This window comes from Nostoc sp. DedQUE04, from assembly GCF_034530995.1.
Taxonomy (GTDB): Bacteria; Cyanobacteriota; Cyanobacteriia; order Cyanobacteriales; family Nostocaceae; genus Nostoc.
Map to the genome: position 1 here is coordinate 116,541 of NZ_JAVRCA010000008.1, position 20,147 is coordinate 136,687.

The 20,147-nt window shown below is 40.7% G+C and carries 8 protein-coding genes and 1 pseudogene; 6 read left to right on the forward strand and 3 right to left on the reverse strand.

The window, feature by feature from the left end:
• Nucleotides 1–3: 3 nt before the first annotated feature.
• Together RM049_RS07975 and RM049_RS07980 are read left to right on the forward strand one after the other, a co-directional pair.
• A complete protein-coding gene (locus RM049_RS07975) occupies nucleotides 4–384 on the forward strand; it encodes a four helix bundle protein (RefSeq protein WP_322672608.1) in 381 nt (126 codons plus the stop codon).
• Between the two features lie 3 nt (nucleotides 385–387).
• Entirely contained in the window at nucleotides 388–4,008 is a 3,621-nt protein-coding gene (locus RM049_RS07980; RefSeq protein ID WP_322703799.1) for a response regulator, read from the forward strand.
• Between the two features lie 17 nt (nucleotides 4,009–4,025).
• On the opposite strand, the gene RM049_RS07985 is transcribed toward RM049_RS07980, so the two are convergent.
• Genes RM049_RS07985 through RM049_RS07995 form a run of 3 tightly spaced genes read right to left on the reverse strand, consistent with a single transcriptional unit; the run spans nucleotide 4,026 to nucleotide 6,848 of the window.
• The gene (locus RM049_RS07985; protein WP_322672610.1) at nucleotides 4,026–4,754 is read right to left on the reverse strand and encodes a Uma2 family endonuclease; all 729 of its coding nucleotides are present in this window, start codon (nucleotides 4,752–4,754) and stop codon (nucleotides 4,026–4,028) included.
• A gap of 54 nt (nucleotides 4,755–4,808) precedes the next feature.
• The gene (locus RM049_RS07990) at nucleotides 4,809–5,702 is read right to left on the reverse strand and encodes an ABC transporter permease (protein WP_322685255.1); all 894 of its coding nucleotides are present in this window, start codon (nucleotides 5,700–5,702) and stop codon (nucleotides 4,809–4,811) included.
• Between the two features lie 60 nt (nucleotides 5,703–5,762).
• Nucleotides 5,763–6,848 (reverse strand): spermidine/putrescine ABC transporter substrate-binding protein, encoded by a 1,086-nt coding sequence (locus RM049_RS07995; RefSeq protein ID WP_322672611.1) that lies wholly within the window; start codon nucleotides 6,846–6,848, stop codon nucleotides 5,763–5,765.
• A gap of 355 nt (nucleotides 6,849–7,203) precedes the next feature.
• Here RM049_RS07995 and RM049_RS08000 point away from each other — a divergent pair.
• The 4 genes and pseudogenes from RM049_RS08000 to RM049_RS08015 all read left to right on the forward strand — a co-directional run.
• A pseudogene (locus RM049_RS08000) lies at nucleotides 7,204–7,683 on the forward strand (ABC transporter substrate-binding protein); the annotation flags it as partial.
• Nucleotides 7,684–7,696: 13 nt separating this feature from the next.
• Complete coding sequence (locus RM049_RS08005) at nucleotides 7,697–8,212, forward strand: histidine kinase dimerization/phospho-acceptor domain-containing protein (RefSeq protein ID WP_322703800.1); 516 nt, start codon at nucleotides 7,697–7,699, stop codon at nucleotides 8,210–8,212.
• Between the two features lie 155 nt (nucleotides 8,213–8,367).
• Nucleotides 8,368–14,148 carry an AAA family ATPase gene (locus RM049_RS08010; RefSeq protein WP_322703801.1) on the forward strand — a complete coding sequence of 1,927 codons (5,781 nt, stop codon included), beginning with the start codon at nucleotides 8,368–8,370 and terminating at the stop codon, nucleotides 14,146–14,148.
• A gap of 75 nt (nucleotides 14,149–14,223) precedes the next feature.
• A complete protein-coding gene (locus tag RM049_RS08015) occupies nucleotides 14,224–20,088 on the forward strand; it encodes an AAA family ATPase (RefSeq protein WP_322703802.1) in 5,865 nt (1,954 codons plus the stop codon).
• Nucleotides 20,089–20,147 lie beyond the last annotated feature (59 nt).

Here is a 20,147-nt window from a genome sequence, read left to right on the forward strand (position 1 = left end):
ATTATGAATGAGGAGGATTTTAAGCGGAGAACAAAGCAGCTAGCATTGCGAGCAATCCGCTTAGTAGAAGCTCTCCCACAGAGCAGAACGGCAGATGTAATTGGCAAGCAGCTAATCCGTTCAGCAACATCTGTGGGAGCTAACTATCGGTCAGCTTGTCGTGGTAAGTCAACCGCCGATGTCATTGCTAAACTCAGTTTGGTAGAGGAAGAAGCCGATGAAAGTCTTTATTGGATGGAACTTGTTGTTGAGGTTGGTTTATTACCACTGGAAAAAGTGAAAAGCTTGATGTTAGAAAATACCGAAATTCTGGCAATGACAGTTGCATCAATTAAAACTTTACGCAACAAATCTAAAATCCAAAATTTAAAATCAAAAATCTAAAATATGATTACAGATAACGAAATTCGCCAACAAGGGTACATCTACTTTCTAGCTGAAGCTCCAGAATTAGTCCAAATTATTGAACAAGAACTATTTAGCTTGTCGGAAGATTATAGTATTGCTAAAATTCACAATCTAATGCGAGCTACTCATACACTTAAAGGTGGTGCAGCTAACGTTGGACTAGAATTAATTAAGATGATCGCCCATTTTTTAGAAGATGTATTTAAGGCTTTATACAACCCAAAAGTGGTAGTTGATGCAGAATTACAAACACTTTTATTACAAGCTTATGAGTGTTTGAGTATAGCATTAAATACTGAGCTAATAGGGAGTACTGTTAATGATGAAGAACTGCTTCATCGAGCAACTTCAGTGTTCGCACAGTTGCAAGAAAAGCTGGGTGATGCATTTGGTGCTGAATCTCATATCCCTACTTCTGAAGAATTGGGGTTTGATATTGTGCAATCTGTTTTTGAAGTAGGAGTAGAACAACGTCTAAACAGTATTGCTGACGTTATTAATAATCCACCAAATAATGACGAATTTATCGAGTTTTTACACTCTCAAGCTGAAGTATTTCTGGGCTTGGCAGAATCTCTAAATTTACCTGGATTGGGAGAAATTTCCCAAACTACTCTCTCAGCATTGCAAGCAAATCCCAGTCAGGTACAGCAAATTGCAGAAATTGCCCTTGCAGATTTACAACAAGCAAAAAAATTAGTATTAGAAGGCGATCGCACATCTGGTGGAGAACCTTCATCAGGTTTACGAAAACTCGCAGTAGTGGAAAATAATGAGTTATCTGAAAAATTAGTAAATAATTCATTCACTGATAAATTTATCATTGATGAAGAACAATTTTATCAGTTTCTCACTACATTTGATAACAATAAGAGCGAATCTGTAAAACCAAAAACTGCCAAGTTTTATTTAAAAGTAATTCGCTACATTTATGGCTGGTTTAATCACCAGATGCAAATACCAGAAGCGGAACTCAGTTTGACTTTACTAGTTCCCAACTTAGAAACAAAAAATCTGCTTAATTATATCGAAAACTGGCTGAAAGACTTTCTTGATTTTGTTCAGGATGAAGAAGATAGTCAAAGTCTTTGTATTTATCGACGTGGCATAATCTTAATTATCCTATTTGCAGTTGCAAAATTTCAATATTCTCTGAAAGCATCTGATAGCCACCTTTCAGCAATTAAATTATTACAAAACCAAATTCACAAATTAGCAAAAGAATATAAAAATTATCCTCCTGTTACTAGCGAAGAGAAAAATTGGCTTGATAGTCCCAAGTTACAAAACCTGTTAGTGATTAAAGAGATTGTATCTTCTCAATCAACTGATAATTTGTTAGAAGCAATATGGGGAGAAGAAACTAGACAAAATCTTGCTTTTGAAATCGTAACAACCCAGACTGATAATTATTCAGTAAAGCTTGATTCATTAACTGTCAGCGAGCAGATAATTATAGACGTTTCGGAAACAGCTATTGAAGTCATGCCTGAGATAGCTACACAAATCAACAAAGAAATAGAAGAGAAATCACAGTACGATCAAACTAAAAACTTTCGCCAACCTTCATTTATTCGGGTAGATACAGAGAGACTGCAACACCTCAATTATCTAGCAGGAGAATTGCTGATTTCCCAAAAACGGCGTAGTTTACAAGATGAACAAGTCAAAGAAATAATTGAGCAATTAGTACAGCAACTTACTAGACACCAAACAACTTTAAATGAGTTACGCGATTTACCTTTACAAATACAAAATATTACATCAGGACAAACGCAAAGTTTTGCAGTGGATTTTGACTCTTTAGAAATGGATGTATATACAGAATTTCACATGACATTGCATGAAGCAATAGAAGAGACACTGCAACTACAAGAAACCACAGAATCTCTTGACTTGCTTCTGACACAAGCTACTCAAATTAGCGATCAAAAAGAGAATTTAACTCTTAATATTATAGATAGCTTAGTCGAAGCACGAATGTCGCCTTTGGGCAATATTCTGAATCGTTTCCCCCACATGGTAAATAAATTGGGGAATGTTCATGCCAAACTTGTTGAATTGAAACTTACCGGTAGCGAAGTATTGGTAGATAAAGCGATCGCCCAAAAGCTCTACGATCCTTTGTTACACTTAGTGCGTAATGCTTTTGACCACGGTATTGAAGCTCCGCAAGTTCGCCGAGAGCTTGGTAAACCAGAAGAAGGTTTAATCGAAATCTGCGCTTATCATCAGGGTAGCCAAACTATTATCGAAGTTCGAGATGATGGTCAGGGATTGAATTTAGATAGAATTCGCAGAAAAGCTGCCGAACTTTATCCCATACAAACTGAAGAAAAAACTAGAAACTATGCTTCTAGTCTGGCTGAACCTGAACTTTTAGATTTGATATTTTCGCCTGGATTTACTACTGCAAAGAAAGTAAGTGAAATTTCTGGGCGCGGTATGGGTTTAGATATTGTGCGTACTCAAATGCACGCGCTCAACGGCTCGATTTCAGTTCAATCCTTACCCAACCAAGGAACAATATTCATCCTCAAAATTCCTTTTTCTATGACTACAGAGAAGTTAATGCTAGTTCAAGCCAAAGGTGTTGTTTATGGTCTGATGTTGGACAGCATCGAAAAAATCTTGATTCCCTCTGAACAACAGATTAAAGAAATTGAAGGTAAAAAAGTCTTACATTTGAATATAGATAATGATGAGACTATGGTCAGTCTTCGTCACCTTTCAAAGTTGATTAATTATAATAGTTCATTCACTAATAATGAGACTCCATACAATATTTCAAATAATCAAAACCAAAACATAGCAAAGAATCCGGTGCTTTTGCTACAGCGAAATCAGGGAAAGGTTGCTTTAGAAGTTGACCAAATAATCGGCGAACAAGAACTGGTAATCAGACCTTTAGGAAATGCGATCGCACCGCCAAAATACATTTATGGTTGTAGTAGTTTAGCTAATGGTAATCTCATCTTAGTAATTGATGCTTTGTTGTTGATCAAATCTAGCGAAATCCAACAAACAACACTTGATATCAGGGCGCTACCAGTAGCTTCTCCGTCAAATATAAAAGCTTTACCAATATCAGGGCATACTTTTTCATCTACACCATTACTTGCGGCATCGACTTCCACAACAACTATAGAAACCCAACTCAGTTATTCCCAAGAGCCAGATTATAAATCACCAAAAGTTGTTTTAGTAGTAGATGATGCAATTAGTCTCCGGCAAACTCTCTCTCTAACTCTCCAAAAATCTGGCTATCAAGTAATACAAGCTCAAAATGGTGTAGAAGCTCTAGAAAAATTGCAGTTACATCCTGAAATTCAAGTTGTCGTCTCTGATTTAGAGATGCCACGAATGAACGGTTTTGAGTTATTGAGCAATTTCCGCCAATACCCAAATTTAGCAAAAATACCTGTAGTTATTCTCACATCTCGCAGCGCTGAAAAACATCGCCAGCTTGCTAAAGAATTAGGTGCAAAAGCTTACTTAACTAAACCTTTTTTAGAGCATGAGTTTATCTCTAAAATTAAGGAGTTAATTAACAATAATATAGATGCTTTAGATCATTTACTTATAGTGAAAAATAATTAACAATTTTTAATTACGAATTACGAATTATCAGGTAAATTATTTGGATCTACACCCAGAGAACGTAAATATTGCGCTAATTGTTCAGCCCTTTGCCGTTCTTGTTCTGCCCGCGATCGCTCTTGTTGTGCCTGTTCTGCATCTGTCAAATAGCGCTTTCCTTGCTCGTCATACCAACATAAAAACTCCTGTTGTATGCCGCCAATTACAGTTTGGTGTCGCCCAATACCTAAACCCACCTCTGGCATCAAATAAGGTTCACCTATTTGTAATTGGTAGTTTCCATTGAGCAACTTATACACTTCCAAAGGTTGATGTTGGTCGCGTCGCCAAAACTCAGGGTTATAAATTACGTAGTACAATACACCGAGTTTTCTATATATGTCTAGCTTTTCGTCGTATTCACCTCCTGGAGTATGGGATACCATTTCTAATGTGAATATTGGAACTATCCCATTTTCTTCCCAAACTGCGTAACTTTTGCGTGATTTACCACCCTTTTTCCGTTCTACTCCCAGACTTAAAAAAGCATCTGGGACTACAGGTACTCTGGGATTTACTCCTGTGGTGTGATACACTCCCATATCTACTCCGAAGTACCAATCCATGCGATTTGCCCAAATGGAGTTAAGTAAGAAGAGTAAAATATTGGGCAAAAAGTTTTGATCTTCGTTATCCACTGGGGTATCGTCTGAACAGGGAAGTTCATCGGTAGTTGGTAACGCATTTTTGAGATCGGGTGAGAGCATAACCGTTGTCTCGCTGGCGTTTGATGCCTTTATTATAAATGAGTGACCAAAATTTTAACGTTTGGGTGTAGCTTCCCCAAACTTAATTAAAAGTGCGATCGCAATACTAACAAGCAAAATTAACGTCATACTCAAGGCTGAACCAAATCCCCAATTTTGGGTTGCTCCAAGAAACTGATTATAAACTAATCGCGCCGCCGTCATACTAGAAGCACCACCGAGTAATTCTGGATCGACAAAATCCCCCAATCCTGTGATAAATACAAGCATGGAAGCAGCCGCAATTCCCGAAAAAATTTGCGGTACGGTTACTTGGAAAAAAGTTTCCACCGGATTTGCACCTAAATCAGCCGCAGCTTCTAGCAACCGCTTGTCTAGCTTTTCGAGAGAAGCATATAAAATTAAAACCATATAAGGTAATAAGCTGTAACTCATACCAATAAATACAGCTTGACTCTGATTAAGTAATTGCAAAGTAGGCAAGCCTAAATTGCTAAGTAAACTGTTTAATAAACCAGAAGGACGAAGAATTGTAATCCAAGCATAAGAACGAAGTAAGGAAGAAGTCCACAAAGGTAGAACAAAGCCTAATAGCAGTAAATTTCGCCAACGCTGCGGTGCTATCTGAGCAATCCAATAGGCGACGGGGAAACCCAAAAGTAAACAAATTATCGTAGTGCCAAACGCAAAAAATAGCGATCGCCAAATTACTTGCACGTAAAGGGAGTCAAATATTCGGATGTAGTTTTTGAATCCGTTGGGATTAACCAAATCTCCCGGTCGGATATCTGCAACTAAACTTAACTCGAAAATGATCAAAGCTGGCAGCACCAACAAAAGTAATAACCAAATCCCAGATGGTGCAAGCAATACCAAGGGTTGCAACCAATTTCTAACGGGATGCTGCAATTTTTCTATTTGAGAAATATCATTTTTTTCCAAATTAATCACTCCTAACTCCTGTACAGACGCGATTAATCGCGTCTCTACTCTTAACTCCTAACTCTTTTAACTGCTAGTTAATTGAGTCCAATAACGATCGTAAACCTCTTCAAATTCTCCTACAGGTGTAACACGTTCACAATTTTTTAACAGTGACTCTGGCGGAAACAAATTAGTGTTGTTTTGGATTGTTTTTGGTAATTGCTCAAATCCGGCGCTATTCGGCGTAGAAATATTCAGGCGTTGAGTGATTTGGGCTGCGATTTCTGGTTGCAAAATCATGTTAATCCAAGCATAGGCTCCAGCTTGGTTGGGGGCTGTTTTGGGAATTACAATAGTGTCTGTCCATAATGAAGAACCACTACGAGGAATCACATATTTGAGTTTAGGGTTTTCTTGAGAGATTTTCACTGCATCTGCCGAATAACACATTGCCAATAGCAAATCTCCGGCCAGAATTTGATTTTGCCAAGCGTCGGTGTCAAAACGGGCGATCGCAGGTTTTAGAACTTTCAATTTTTCATAAGCTTGTTTGATTTCTTGTTCATTTTTTGAGTTATAAGAATAACCGAGCATTCGTAACGTTGCACCCATCACTTCTCGAACATCATTGAGCAAGGTCATCCGCTGATTAAGTTGCTCTTGATTTTGCCAAAGGTAATCCCAGTCTTGTGGTGCATCTTTTATTTTTTCGGAATTGTAAAGTAAACCTGTTGTCCCCCAGTTAAAAGGGATACTGTAGCGGTTATTGGGATCGTAACTAGGATTTTGAAAGCGAGGAAATAAATTCTCTAGACCGATTAAGCGATCGTGATTTATTTCTGTTAGCAAACCTTTGTCTACCATCTTCTGCACCATATAATCAGATGGATTGATGATGCTGTAAGTGCCACCGCCTCCAGCTTGCAATTTAGCCAGCATGACATCATTGGAATCATAGACATCTGCCAGCACTTTTATGCCAGTTTGGGCGCTAAAAGTTTTTAGTAATTGATTGTCAGTATATTGCGTCCAGGTAAAGATATAAAGTTGGTCGCGCTGACTATTGGTATTAGAATTAGCACGTACTTCAGCCAGCCTCCAGCCACAACCACCTAAAGATAAGCTAGAAAGTGCTGCCACCCCTTTCAAAAATTGACGTCTGTTAGTCATTAAGTTAATAGTTAATCATCTTTTGTATTGTTGTCGATTGATTCTAAATATGGCTTTAATTGGAGTGCCCATAGGTAGTTTAAAGATTAACTTAAGTGTATCTACCTGTGCAACTGTTAATAAGTTACTGCTATTAGCTAGTTTTAGGTATGGTTTTTAATCAAGCTTGAGTTATAAAAATTAACAAAGCGAGCGATACCTTCTCTACGAGACGCTACGCGAACGGTGAGCTTCGCTAACGCCAAATTATCAAGGAAACTCGGTGTGGCAAGCTGAACTACACTTCTGTACTAGCAAAAATCACAGGGTTTGTCCTTACCTTACCAGTTAAAACTGTGACAGGAGTTTTGGATTCATAACTGTAAAGAGGAATCATCCAAATGTCTACGATCTAGAAGATTTAACTAATCGTGTTCAGTCTGACTCAGCCTTGCAATGGCAGGATATTGCTCCTATTTTTCGAGATGTGAGTGCAAGGTATAAACAGGGGATTTACGCGATACCGTTGGATGGCGATTTTCACATGGTTTACTATCGCAGCGATCTCCTTAAAACCGCTGGATTAGAGCCTCCGACAACTTGGGACGATTATCTGGCGATCGCCAAACAGTTTCATGGCAAAGACTTAAATAATGATGGTACACCAGACTACGGCTCTTGTATGGCAAAAGGCCCTCGCTTTGCCGGTTACTTGCTGTTTACCTCAATTACTAGTTCCTGGCTGCAATCTCAGGGAACAACCCAAGGAGGATTTTTTGACCTGGAAACCATGAAACCTTTGGTTCGCAATCCAGCGTTTGCTAAGGCGCTGGATATCTATAAAAAAATGATGGACTTTGGCCCGCCTAATGAAGCAAACTTGGATGGATACGAGCAAGATGCCTTTACGCGATGCCAAGGGAAATATCTTCGGCATTTTATCAGTGACAGAAGACATTACCGAACGTCACCAAGCACAAGAAGAACTCAAACAACAAAAACAAAATCTAGAAGAAGCACTAGCAGAACTTCAAGGCGCCCAAGTGCAATTGGTGCAAAGTGAAAAAATGTCGGCGCTGGGAAACCTTGTAGCGGGGGTGGCACATGAAATCAATAACCCTGTTGGTTTCTTGGGCGGCAATATTCAACCTGCCTTAGATTATATTAAAGACATATTTAGCTTAATTAATTTGTATCAACAGGAATATTCTAATCCCAGTGGAATAATTCAAGACGAAATCGAAGCAATTGACCTCGATTACATCCGCGAAGACTTACCTAAGTTAGTAGGTTCTATGCGAGAAGGTGTGAAGCGAATTCGGGATATTAGTACCTCTTTACGAACCTTCTCTCGTGCTGATAGCGATCGCCCGACAAATCGTTGAATCAACCCACGGTGGCAAATTGAGTTGCAACTCTGTTCTCGGTGAAGGAACAGAATTTCTCATTGAAATTCCGGTGTAAATTTTTATTCTGGTTCTTAAATAACTTGAGATATCTGGGAACACTGTATCTGTAAATCGTCACTCCTTGAGCAGTTATGGTCAGCACTTTTGTAAAGATTCCTGGATACCGCTTAACAGAAGAACTCTACAATGGTTCCAGAACCCTAGTTTATCGAGGGTATCGAGAAACTGACTCCTTAGCAATAGTCATTAAACTACTGAAAAATCCCTATCCGAGTTTTGGCGAACTCTTGTCGTTTCGCACTCAGTACACCATTGCTAAAAATCTGAATTCACCTCTAATAGTTCAAACTTATAGCCTAGAACCGTACCAAAATGGCTATGCATTGGTGATGGAAGATTTTGGCGGGATTTCTCTCAAAGAATGGAAACTCACAGGGAATCTACAATCTCTACAGGAGTTTCTAGAAATTGCGATCGCACTCTGCGACACCTTAAATTTACTCTACCACGAGCGCATCATCCATAAAGATATTAAACCCAGCAATATCTTAATTAATCCCGAAACCAAACAAGTTAAATTAATCGACTTTAGTATTGCATCACTTTTACCAAGAGAAACCCAAACTCTAGTTAATCCCAATGTATTAGAAGGGACACTTGCTTATATTTCCCCCGAACAAACAGGTAGAATGAATCGAGGGATTGACTATCGCACAGATTTTTATTCACTTGGCGTAACTTTCTACGAATTACTGACTGGGGAGTTACCTTTTGCCTCCAACGACCCGATGGAGTTGGTACATTCTCATATTGCAAAAATCGCACCATTAGTACACGAAGTTAATTCCGAAATTTCATCTGTACTATCAAAAATTGTCAGTAAATTGATGGCGAAGAATGCCGAAGATAGATATCAGAATGTATTGGGACTGAAATTTGATTTAGAAAATTGTTTAACTCAGTTACAAGTTTTGGGTAAAATTGAAAGTTTTGAAATAGCACAGCATGATGTGTGCGATCGCTTCATTATCCCCGATAAACTCTACGGACGAGAAACCGAAGTAGAAAACCTACTGCAAGCATTTGAGCGAGTCAGTCTTGGTGCAACAGAAATGATGCTAGTTGCTGGATTTTCCGGCATTGGCAAAACCGCAGTTGTCAACGAAGTGCATAAACCAATTGTGCGCCAACGCGGCTACTTTATCAAAGGCAAATATGACCAGTTCAACCGCAACATACCCTTCAGTGCCTTTGTGCAAGTATTCCGCGATTTAATAGAGCAATTATTAACCGAAAGTGATGTCCAACTAGGGCAATGGAAAAATAAGATTTTAGAGGCGGTTGGCGAAAATGGGCAAGTCATTATTGAAGTAATTCCCGAACTATTAAGAATTATTGGCGAACAACCACCAGCAGCAGAACTATCAGGAACAGCAGTCCAAAATCGTTTTAACTTACTCTTTCAAAAATTTACTCAAGTCTTTACCAGTGCATCACATCCCTTAGTAATATTTTTAGATGATTTGCAATGGGCAGATTCAGCATCGCTGAATTTAATGCAGTTATTAATGGCTGATACAGGTCATCTTTTCATTATTGGTGCGTACCGCGATAACGAAGTCAATCCAGCACATCCATTAGTATTGACTTTGAATGAAATTGCTAAATTACAAGCAACAATTAATACAATTATTTTAACACCATTAAATCAAGCCACAGTCAATCAGTTAGTTGCTGATACACTCAAATGTTCAGAAAATCTAGCATGGCATCTTTCTGTATTGATTTATCAAAAAACTAAAGGAAATCCATTTTTTGCCACACAGTTTCTCAAAGCATTGTATCAAGATGGATTAATCCAATTTGACTTTGAGTTAAGCTGTTGGCAATGCAATATATCAGAAGTGACGGCTCAAGCCGTTACAGATGACGTTGTAACTTTTATGAGTTTGCAACTGCAAAAATTCCCACACTCGACTCAAGATGTCTTGCAGTTAGCAGCTTGTATTGGTAACTCTTTTGATTTAGCAACTTTGGCAATTGTTTCGCAGCAATCGGAAATTGACACGGCTGCGGCTTTGTGGAAAGCTTTGCAAGAAGGGTTGATTTTACCAATTGGTGATGTTTATAAATTTTATGTCGGGCAAAAAACCCTTGCTGATACATCAGAAAATCAACTGATTGTTACATACAAATTCTTACATGACCGAGTACAGCAAGCAGCCTATTCCCTGATTCCTGATGACCAAAAACAGACGACTCATTACCAAATCGGACAACTGCTGCTGCAACAGATTTCCGCACAAGCTAGAGTTGACCGCATTTTTGAAATCGTCAATCAATTAAATTACGGCACGGCTTTAATTAGCGAACAAACTCAACGCTCGGAACTAGCACAACTTAATTTGATTGCATCTCGCAAAGCCAAAAATTCAACCGCCTATCAAGCAGCGCGTGAATATGTCACAGTGGGATTGTCTTTGTTGGGAGTAAATACTTGGCAGCAACAGTATGAAATGACCCTGGCCTTGCATGAATTAGCGGCGGAAGTGGCAATGCTAAATGGTAACTTTGAGGCGATGGAACAGTTCATTGATACTGTCATTCAACAGGCAGATTCCTTACTAGAAAAGGTTAATGTCTACTGCATTAGAATTCAATCTCATATTTCCCAAAGTAAATTGACTTGTGCGATCGCGATCGCCCAGCCAGTCTTACAACAGCTTGGTGTCAGCTTTCCCCAAACACCGACACCATCAAATCTTCAGCGGGAAATCCAAGAGATTGAGGAACTGATTGGAGATAGGGAAATTGCCGATTTGGTTAACTTGCCACAGATGAGGGATGCAGAAAAACTCGCTACTCTGAAGATTGTCAATATCATAATCCCAGCAGCTTACCTCTCTGGCTCTGCGCTGTACCCATTGCTGAATAGTTTGTCCGTTAAACTCTCAATTCAGTACGGTAACACATCGACTTCTGCTTTAGGCTATGCGACCTATGGCAGTATTCTCTGCAATTTCTTACAAGCCGTAGATACAGGATCGCAATTTGGTTCCCTAGGACTCCAGATTATTTCAAAACTCGATGCCAAAGCAAGTAAAACAGATGTTTTGATGATCTTGGGGATATTTGTTGTACACCGCAAATCTCACATTAAAGAAACACTACCCCTCTTGCAAGAGGGTTATACCAGTGCCTTAGAATTTGGAAACCTGGTACTTGCTGGATATAATGGGCACACTTTTTGTCTCAATTCTTTTTGGTGCAGTCAACCTCTGGCTACCTTAGAGCAGGATATTTGCGCCTACTGCCATAGTTTGATGCAAATAAATCAATTGACAACCGCAAATTATTGTCGGATTTATTGGCAACCGATTTTAAATCTGCTAGGAGTTGCAGAACATACCACCTTTTTGTCTGGAAAAGCCCTTGAAGAAACAGAATTTCTCCAGCAGCTACAGTCTACCAATGATGGATATGGATTGTATATTTTCCATTTGTATAAACTAATGCTTTGTTTCTTGTTTGGAGAAATTGAGCCAGCGAAAAATCATGCTATTGAAGTCAGGCGCTATTTTATGGCTGGTGCGGGATTAGTCAGCGAACCAGTATTTTATCTTTACGATTCGCTGCTGACTTTGGCACAATTGAATCCACAGTTAGATGCAACATCAGCAGCATTGCAGAGTGTAACAGAAAACCAAACCCACTTACAGCAATGGGCGCATCATGCACCCATGAATTACCAGCATAAGGTGGATTTGGTAGAGGCAGAAAAATACCGAGTATTAGGCAAGAATTATGAAGCAGGGGATTATTACGATCGCGCTATTTCTTTTGCTAAAGCCAACGGCTACCTCCAAGAAGAAGCCTTAGCTAACGAACTGGCAGCTAAATTCTACCTGGGTTGGGGTAAAGCAAAAGTTGCCGCCGGCTATATGCAAGAAGCTTACTATTGTTACGCCAAATGGGGTGCAAAAGCCAAAGTTGCCGATTTAGAAAAACGCTATCCGCAACTACTTGCCCCCATATTACAGCAAACTCGTTCGGCCTTTTCAATTAACGAAACCATCTTCGCTTTGGGAACTGTCACCTCCACTTCTACGAGTTCTAGCAGTAGTGTCTCAGATATCCTAGATTTAAAAGCGATTCTCAAAGCCTCTCACACTATCTCTAGTGAAATCGAACTGGAGAAACTGCTTGCATCGTTACTGAGAATCGTCATCGAAAATGCCGGGGCTGATAAATGCGTGTTAATGCTGTTGCGAGACAGTCGCCTGTTGATTAAAGGGTCAATGACTTTGGGAACAGAACCAGTAGTGTTGCAGAAAATTCCTGTGGAGGAGAGTCAGGATATTCCCCACAAGCTCATTTACAAAGTCTTGCACAACAGTCAGACTATTGTCCTGCTGGATGCGACAGCAGATCCCACCTTAGCCAACGACCCCTATATCATACGCCAGCAGCCCAAGAGTATTTTGTGTAGCCCGATTTTGCATCAAGGCAAGTTGAGAGGCATTTTATATCTAGAAAATAACTTAGCAACGGGGGCATTCACCAGCGAACGCATCGAACTACTCAATTTACTATGCGCTCAAGCTGCAATTTCCTTGGAAAATGCCCGACTTTACGAACGTTCCTTAGAATATGCCCAACAGCTAAAACAGTCATTCGCCGAATTGAGTGCCGCCCAGTCTCGCTTCCACAACTTAGTAGACAACGTGCCTGGGGTGGTTTTTCAATACCAGATAAGTGCTGATGGAATCCTATCGTTAAACTACATCAGTGCTGACTGTTACAATTTGTACGAAATTACGCCAGAGCAAGCTGCTGCCGATGCGAAGTTTTTTGACAAAATGGTACATCCTGATGATGTGGCTTCTTACCAGGAATCAAGTACTGACACCGTTCAAACTGTATCTCACTGGCGCTGGGAGGGGCGAATCGTCACTCCATCAGGAATCGTCAAGTGGATTCACGGCGAATCTAGAATTGAACGGCGTGTGGATGGAACGCTAGTTTGGGATGGATTGTTTTTGGATATTAGCGATCGCAAGCAAGCAGAACTGGCATTGCAACAAGCTCAATTACAAATTGTTCAAAGTGAGAAAATGTCTGCGTTGGGTAACTTAGTTGCTGGTGTCGCCCATGAAATGAATAATCCTCTCGGTTTTATTGCTGCCAGTCTCAAACAAGCTAAACCAACGTTTACTGATATTATCGAACACTTAAAACTCTATCAAGAAACTTTACCAAACAAGAGCGAAGAAATTCTCGACCATGAGTCAGAAATTGATTTGGAATATAGCTTATCAGACTTGCCCAAAATGCTTGATTCCATGACTATGGCATGTGACAGGCTGAAAAACATCAGCACTTCACTCCGCACTTTCTCTCGTGCTGACAAAGACTACAAAGTACCGTTTAATATTCACGAAGGTATTGATAGTACCATTCTCATTCTCAAACATCGTCTGAAAGCCAACCCTGAACGTCCGACGATTGAAGTTGTCACTAACTACGGTAATTTACCTCAAGTTGAATGCTTTCCTGGGCAATTGAATCAGGTATTTATGAATATCTTAGCGAATGCTATTGATGCATTAGAAGAATCGAATCACGAACGTAATTTTGAGGAAATCAAAGCCAATTCCAACCGAATTACAATTACCACTTCAATAGTAGAGAAGCTCGTGAAAATTGCCATTGCAGATAACGGTAAGGGGATGAGTGAAGAAATCAAACAAAAGATTTTTGACCATTTATTTACTACGAAATCTGTGGGGAAAGGTACGGGGTTAGGGTTGGCGATCGCCCGACAAATCGTCGAATCAACCCACGGTGGCAAATTGAGTTGCAATTCTGTTCTGGGTCATGGTACAGAATTTCTCATTGAAATTGCAATGTAAATCTTTGCTGTTGTTTATCAAACACTTAATCTATCTGGGAACACTATATCTGTAAATCTCACTCTTTGAGCAGTTATGGTCAGCACTCTTGTTAGGATTCCCGGATATCACATAACTGAAGAACTCTACAATGGTTCGAGAACGCTGGTTTATCGAGGGTATCGAGAGAGTGACTCTTTACCAGTAACGATCAAACTGCTGAAAAATCCCTATCCGAGTTTTGGCGAACTCTTGTCGTTTCGCAATCAATACACCATTGCTAAAAATCTCAACTCACCGCTAATCGTCCAAAGCTACAGCCTTCAAGCCTATGAGAATGGCTATGCGCTGGTAATGGAAGATTTTGGCGGGATTTCTCTCAAAGAATGGGAACTCACAGGGAATCTACAATCTCTACAGGAGTTTCTAGAAATTGCGATCGCTCTGTGCGACACCTTAAATTTACTCTACCACGAGCGCATCATACACAAAGACATTAAACCCAGCAATATATTAATTAATCCCGAAACCAAACAAGTTAAATTAATTGACTTTAGTATTGCATCACTTTTACCACGGGAAACCCAAACCCTGGTCAATCCCAATGTGTTAGAAGGGACACTTGCTTATATTTCCCCCGAACAAACAGGTAGAATGAATCGGGGGATTGATTATCGCACAGACTTCTATTCACTTGGCGTAACTTTCTACGAATTACTGACTGGGGAATTACCGTTTAATTCAAACGATCCAATGGAGTTGGTACATTCTCATATTGCAAAACAACCCGATCGATTCAAAATTCCAAATGACGCTCGTGCTGCGCTAACAAAATTCAAAAATCACGAGATTCCCCAAGTTCTTTGTGATATTACGAGCAAATTAATCGCGAAAAACGCCGAAGATAGATATCAGAGTGCATTGGGGTTGAAGTTTGATTTAGAAAAATGTTTGCATCAGCTACAAGTTGATGGTAAAGTAACAGATTTTGAAATAGCCACTAGGGATGTGTGCGATCGCTTCATCATTCCCGATAAACTCTACGGCAGAGACATGGAGGTTCAAACTCTCCTGCAAGCATTTGAGCGAGTCAGCCTTGGCGCAACAGAAATGATGCTGGTTGCTGGGTTTTCGGGGATTGGCAAAACTGCTGTTGTCAACGAAGTGCATAAACCAATTGTCAGACAACGCGGCTACTTTATCAAAGGCAAATTTGACCAGTTTAACCGCAATATCCCGTTGAGTGCCTTTGTACAGGCATTCCGAGATTTAATGGAACAATTGTTAAGCGAAACTGATGAGCAACTAGCGCAGTGGAAAGACAAAATCCTCTGTGCTTTAGGTGAAAATGGGCAAGTCCTAATTGAAGTCATTCCCGAACTAGAGCAGATTATCGGCAAACAACCAGCAGCCCCAGAACTCAATGGTAGTGCCGCCCAGAACCGCTTCAACTTGGTATTTGTAAAATTCATTGCCGCGTTCGCTACACTAGAACATCCGTTAGTGATATTCTTCGATGATTTGCAGTGGGCAGATTCAGCTTCACTGAGTTTAATGCAAGTGTTGATGAGTCAAAGCGAAGTGGATTCCCTGCTAACAATCGGGGCATACCGAGATAACGAAGTCTTTCCCAGCCATCCGCTAATGCTGATACTGGAGGAGATGAAGAAAGCTGAGGCAACTATCAGTACCCTTACCCTCACCCCGTTAAGTCAATCTCAGATCGATTGTTTGGTTGCCGACACCCTCAGTTGTTCCACAGTTCTAGCACAACCCCTGGCAGAGTTAGTTTATCAAAAAACCAAAGGCAATCCCTTCTTTGCTACCCAATTTCTCAGAGCTTTGCATCAGGAGAACTACATTACATATAACCTGCAAGTTGGACACTGGCAATGCGATATGGTGTCGGTGAAATTGCTCTCGCTTACTGATGATGTGGTTGAATTCATGGCGCAGCAATTACAAAAGTTGCCACAAACCACTCAAGAGATACTGAAGCTGGCTGCTTGTGTGGGGGCACAGTTCGATCTGGAAACATTGGCGATTGTTTCAGAACGATCGCCAACCGATGCAGCCACAGCATTGTGGAAAGCTTTGCAGGAAGGCTTGATTTTACCCACGAGTCAGATTTACAAGTTTTTTCAGGATGCCCAAAAGTCCCAAGGGGAGACAGTTAATCCGACCTATCGGTTCCTGCACGATCGCGTCCAGCAAGCTGCTTATTCTCTGATTCCTGACGATCGAAAGCAAGCGACTCATCTCAAAATTGGGCAATTGCTGTTGCAAAATACTGCACCTGAAGCCATAGAACTGAATATTTTTGATATTGTTAATCAGTTGAACAATGGAATTGCTCTGATAAATCGGATCGGCGATCGCTATGAGTTAGCGCAGTTGAATCTGATTGCTGGCAAAAAAGCAAAAGTTTCCACAGCTTATAAAGCAGCCATTAAATACTGTGCGATCGGTATGGAAATGCTTCCCGAAGATAGTTGGCAAACTGCCTACGACCTCACGTTTAAGCTTTATCGGGAATGTGCAGAATGCGAATACATCACAGGACGCTTTGACGAGGCAGAACGACTCTTCCATCAGGCATTACAGTACGTCGAGAATAAATTCGAGCTAGCAGACATTTATGGGCTGCAACTAGCCCTGAGATCCAATCAGGGAGAGAATTTACTCGCCGCTTATGAGGCTGCATTGAGTGGCTTGAGTGTTATGGGTATGAGCATTCCGGCAACCGATGCAGGTCAGCAAGCGCTAATTGCAACTACACTCCAAGAAATTCATTCCAAACTGGCAACTGTGCAACCCGCAGATTTATTCGATCTGCCTGCGATGACCGATCCGGCGAAGAAAGTATGTATGTCAATCCTCCCCGATTTATGGGGAGCTGCTTATGTTGGTGGCAATCAAGCGCTGACAATTCTCAGCATCCTGTTAATGGTTCAGACTTCATTCACCTATGGCAATGCCGAAAGTTCGGGTTGCGCTTATTGTTTGTATGGGATGATGCTCACAATTCAGGGAGACTATCGAAGTGCTTATGAGTTCGCTACTTTAGGGCGAAAGCTCGATCGCCAATTCAATAGCGCCAAGTTCATTCCTAAAACCAATAACGTTTTTGGTCATACAATCAATCCCTACAACAGACCACTGGTGGAAAACATCGCAGTTTACCAACAATCTGTTCAGATTAGTTATGAAACAGGTGACATTGGGTTTGGCATTTGGGCAGTAATATGTCTGATTTGGACGATGCTGTTGAAGGGCGATTGCTTATCAGAGGTGTATGGCGAAACCGAGAAATACTTGAGCTATGTGCAACAAGTAAATAATGCGAACATGACGCTGACATTTAATCTCCAGCAGCAATTTCTTTTGCACCTGCAAGGTTTATTAGCAGAACCCGATCTGCTAGTCGATCGCGGCGATCGCCAGATTCTCTGTCTTGATGCTTGGCAAAAGAATAATTTTGAAGCTGGGATCAATTGGTATTGTTTCTTGAAACTCCAGCTATTGTACTTGTACGGTCGCTATGCCGATGCCCTGGAAGTTGCTGCAATTGCTGAAAAAACCCTGGCTTCTAATCTTGGTCTGTTTCCGATCGTTTTATTCCACTTCTATTACCCACTTAGTTTAGCCGCGCTTTATCTCCAAGCAACACCAGAGAATCAACAGCACTACTGGAATGTGATGCAGCAGCATCGGCAGCTGCTAGAAACCTGGACACAGACTTGTCCAGAGAACTTTTTGCATCAATCGCTGTTGCTTGGGGCTGAAATGGCAAGAGTTTCTGGTAATTACGCAGATGCGATCGCCTGTTACGATCGCGCCATTACCGCAGCCAAAGAAAATCACTTTAGCCAAATTGAAGCACTCGCCAACGAACTAGCAGCAAAGTTTTACCTGGAATGGGATAAGGAGCGGATTGCTCAGGAGTATATGATTCAAGCCTACTATGGCTATGTTCGTTGGGGAGCCAAAGCCAAGGTTGCTGATTTAGAAAAACGCTATCCTCAACTACTTGCTGCGATATTACAGCAAACCCGTTCTCCCCTTTCCATTAACGAAACCATCTTCGCTTTGGGAAGCGTTACATACACCAGTTCGGCCACTTCTAGCAGCAGTTCTGATTCCCTAGATTTAGCAGCTGTTCTCAAAGCTTCCCAAACTCTCTCAGAGCAAATCGAACTTGAAAAACTGCTTTCATCGTTGCTTAGAATCGTCATCGAAGATGCAGGGGCGGATAAATGCGTGCTTATGCTGTTGCGAGACGATCGCTTGTTGGTCAAAGGGTTAATTGTTGAGGGGGCACAACCAATTGTATTGCAGCGCATTCCCATTGAAGAGAGCCAAGATATTCCCCTGAAGCTGATTTACAAAGTCAAGCACAACAGGCAGACTGTTGTCCTGGTGGATGCGACAGCAGATCCCACCTTAGCCAACGATCCGTATATTGTTCGTCAACAGCCCAAGAGTATCTTGTGCAGTCCGATTTTGCGTCAAGGCAAGTTGATGGGCATTTTATATCTAGAAAATAATTTAGCAATGGGAGCGTTCACCAGCGATCGCGTCGAACTGCTGAATTTAATCTGCGCTCAAGCTACCATTTCCCTAGAAAATGCCCGACTCTACGAACGTTCCTTAGAATATGCCCAACAGTTAGAGCGATCGCTTGCCGAATTGAGTGCGAGTAACTCTCGCTTTGAGAAACTTGTAGATAATGTTCCTGGGGTTGTTTATCAGTATCAGATATTTGCTGATGGTGCAATGTCTCTCACCTATATGAGTAGAGAATGTTATGAACTATACGAAATTACAGCCGAACAAGCGATCGCTAATGTGCAGTTGCTCTTGGAGAGAATGCATCCAGATGATGTCGCAAGTTACCAGCAGTCTGTTATTGACTCAATGCAGACCTTAACTGATTTTGAGTGGTCAGGGCGAATTATTACCCTATCTGGGATGATTAAATGGATTCACTCCCAAGCCCGAATAGAACAAAAAGCCGATGGTACTATAGTTTGGGATGGGTTCTTGTTGGATATTAGCGAACGCCGAAAAGCAGAACTTGCTTTAGAGGAAAAATCGCTCTTATTACAACAGGCGCTAACCGATTTGCAAAACGCCCAATTACAAACGATCCAAAGTGAGAAAATGTCTGCTTTGGGTAACTTAGTTGCTGGTGTTGCTCACGAAATGAATAATCCTTTGGGCTTTATTGCTGCTAGCCTGCAACAAACTCAACCCATCATTGCCGATCTTACCGAACACCTGAAACTCTATCAAACAACTTTCCCAAATAGCAGTGAGGAAATTATTGACCATGCCGAGCAAATTGATTTGGAATATAGCTTAGAAGACGTATCTAAGGTAATTGAATCTATGACGATGGCGTGCAACAGGCTGAAAAAAATCAGCACTTCACTCTGCACTTTTTCTCGTGCCGATCGAGATTATAAAGTGCTATTTAATATTCACGAAGGTATTGATAGCACCGTTCTGATTCTCAAACATCGCCTCAAAGCTAACCAACAACGTCCAGCTATTGAAGTGATAACTAACTATGGTAATTTACCGCCAATTGAATGTTTTCCTGGTCAATTAAATCAGGTGTTTATGAATATTCTTGCTAATGCTATTGATGCAATAGATGAGTCGAATATTGGACGCAGTTTTCAGGAAATTCAAACAAATCCTAATTGCATTACAATTAATACTTTACTGGCAAATAGTGTTGTAAAAATTACCATTGCTGATAATGGCAAAGGAATAAGCGAATCAGTTAAACAAAAGATTTTTGAGCATTTATTTACTACAAAAGCTGTGGGAAAAGGAACGGGGTTGGGGTTGGCGATCGCTCGACAAATCGTTGAATCAACCCACGGCGGTAAATTGAGTTGCAACTCTGTTCTTGGTGAAGGTACAGAATTTGTGATTGAATTTCCAGTGTAATTTTTGGCTCGTTTAGTAAACAACTTCAGACATCTGGGAATACTAAATCTGGAAGTCTT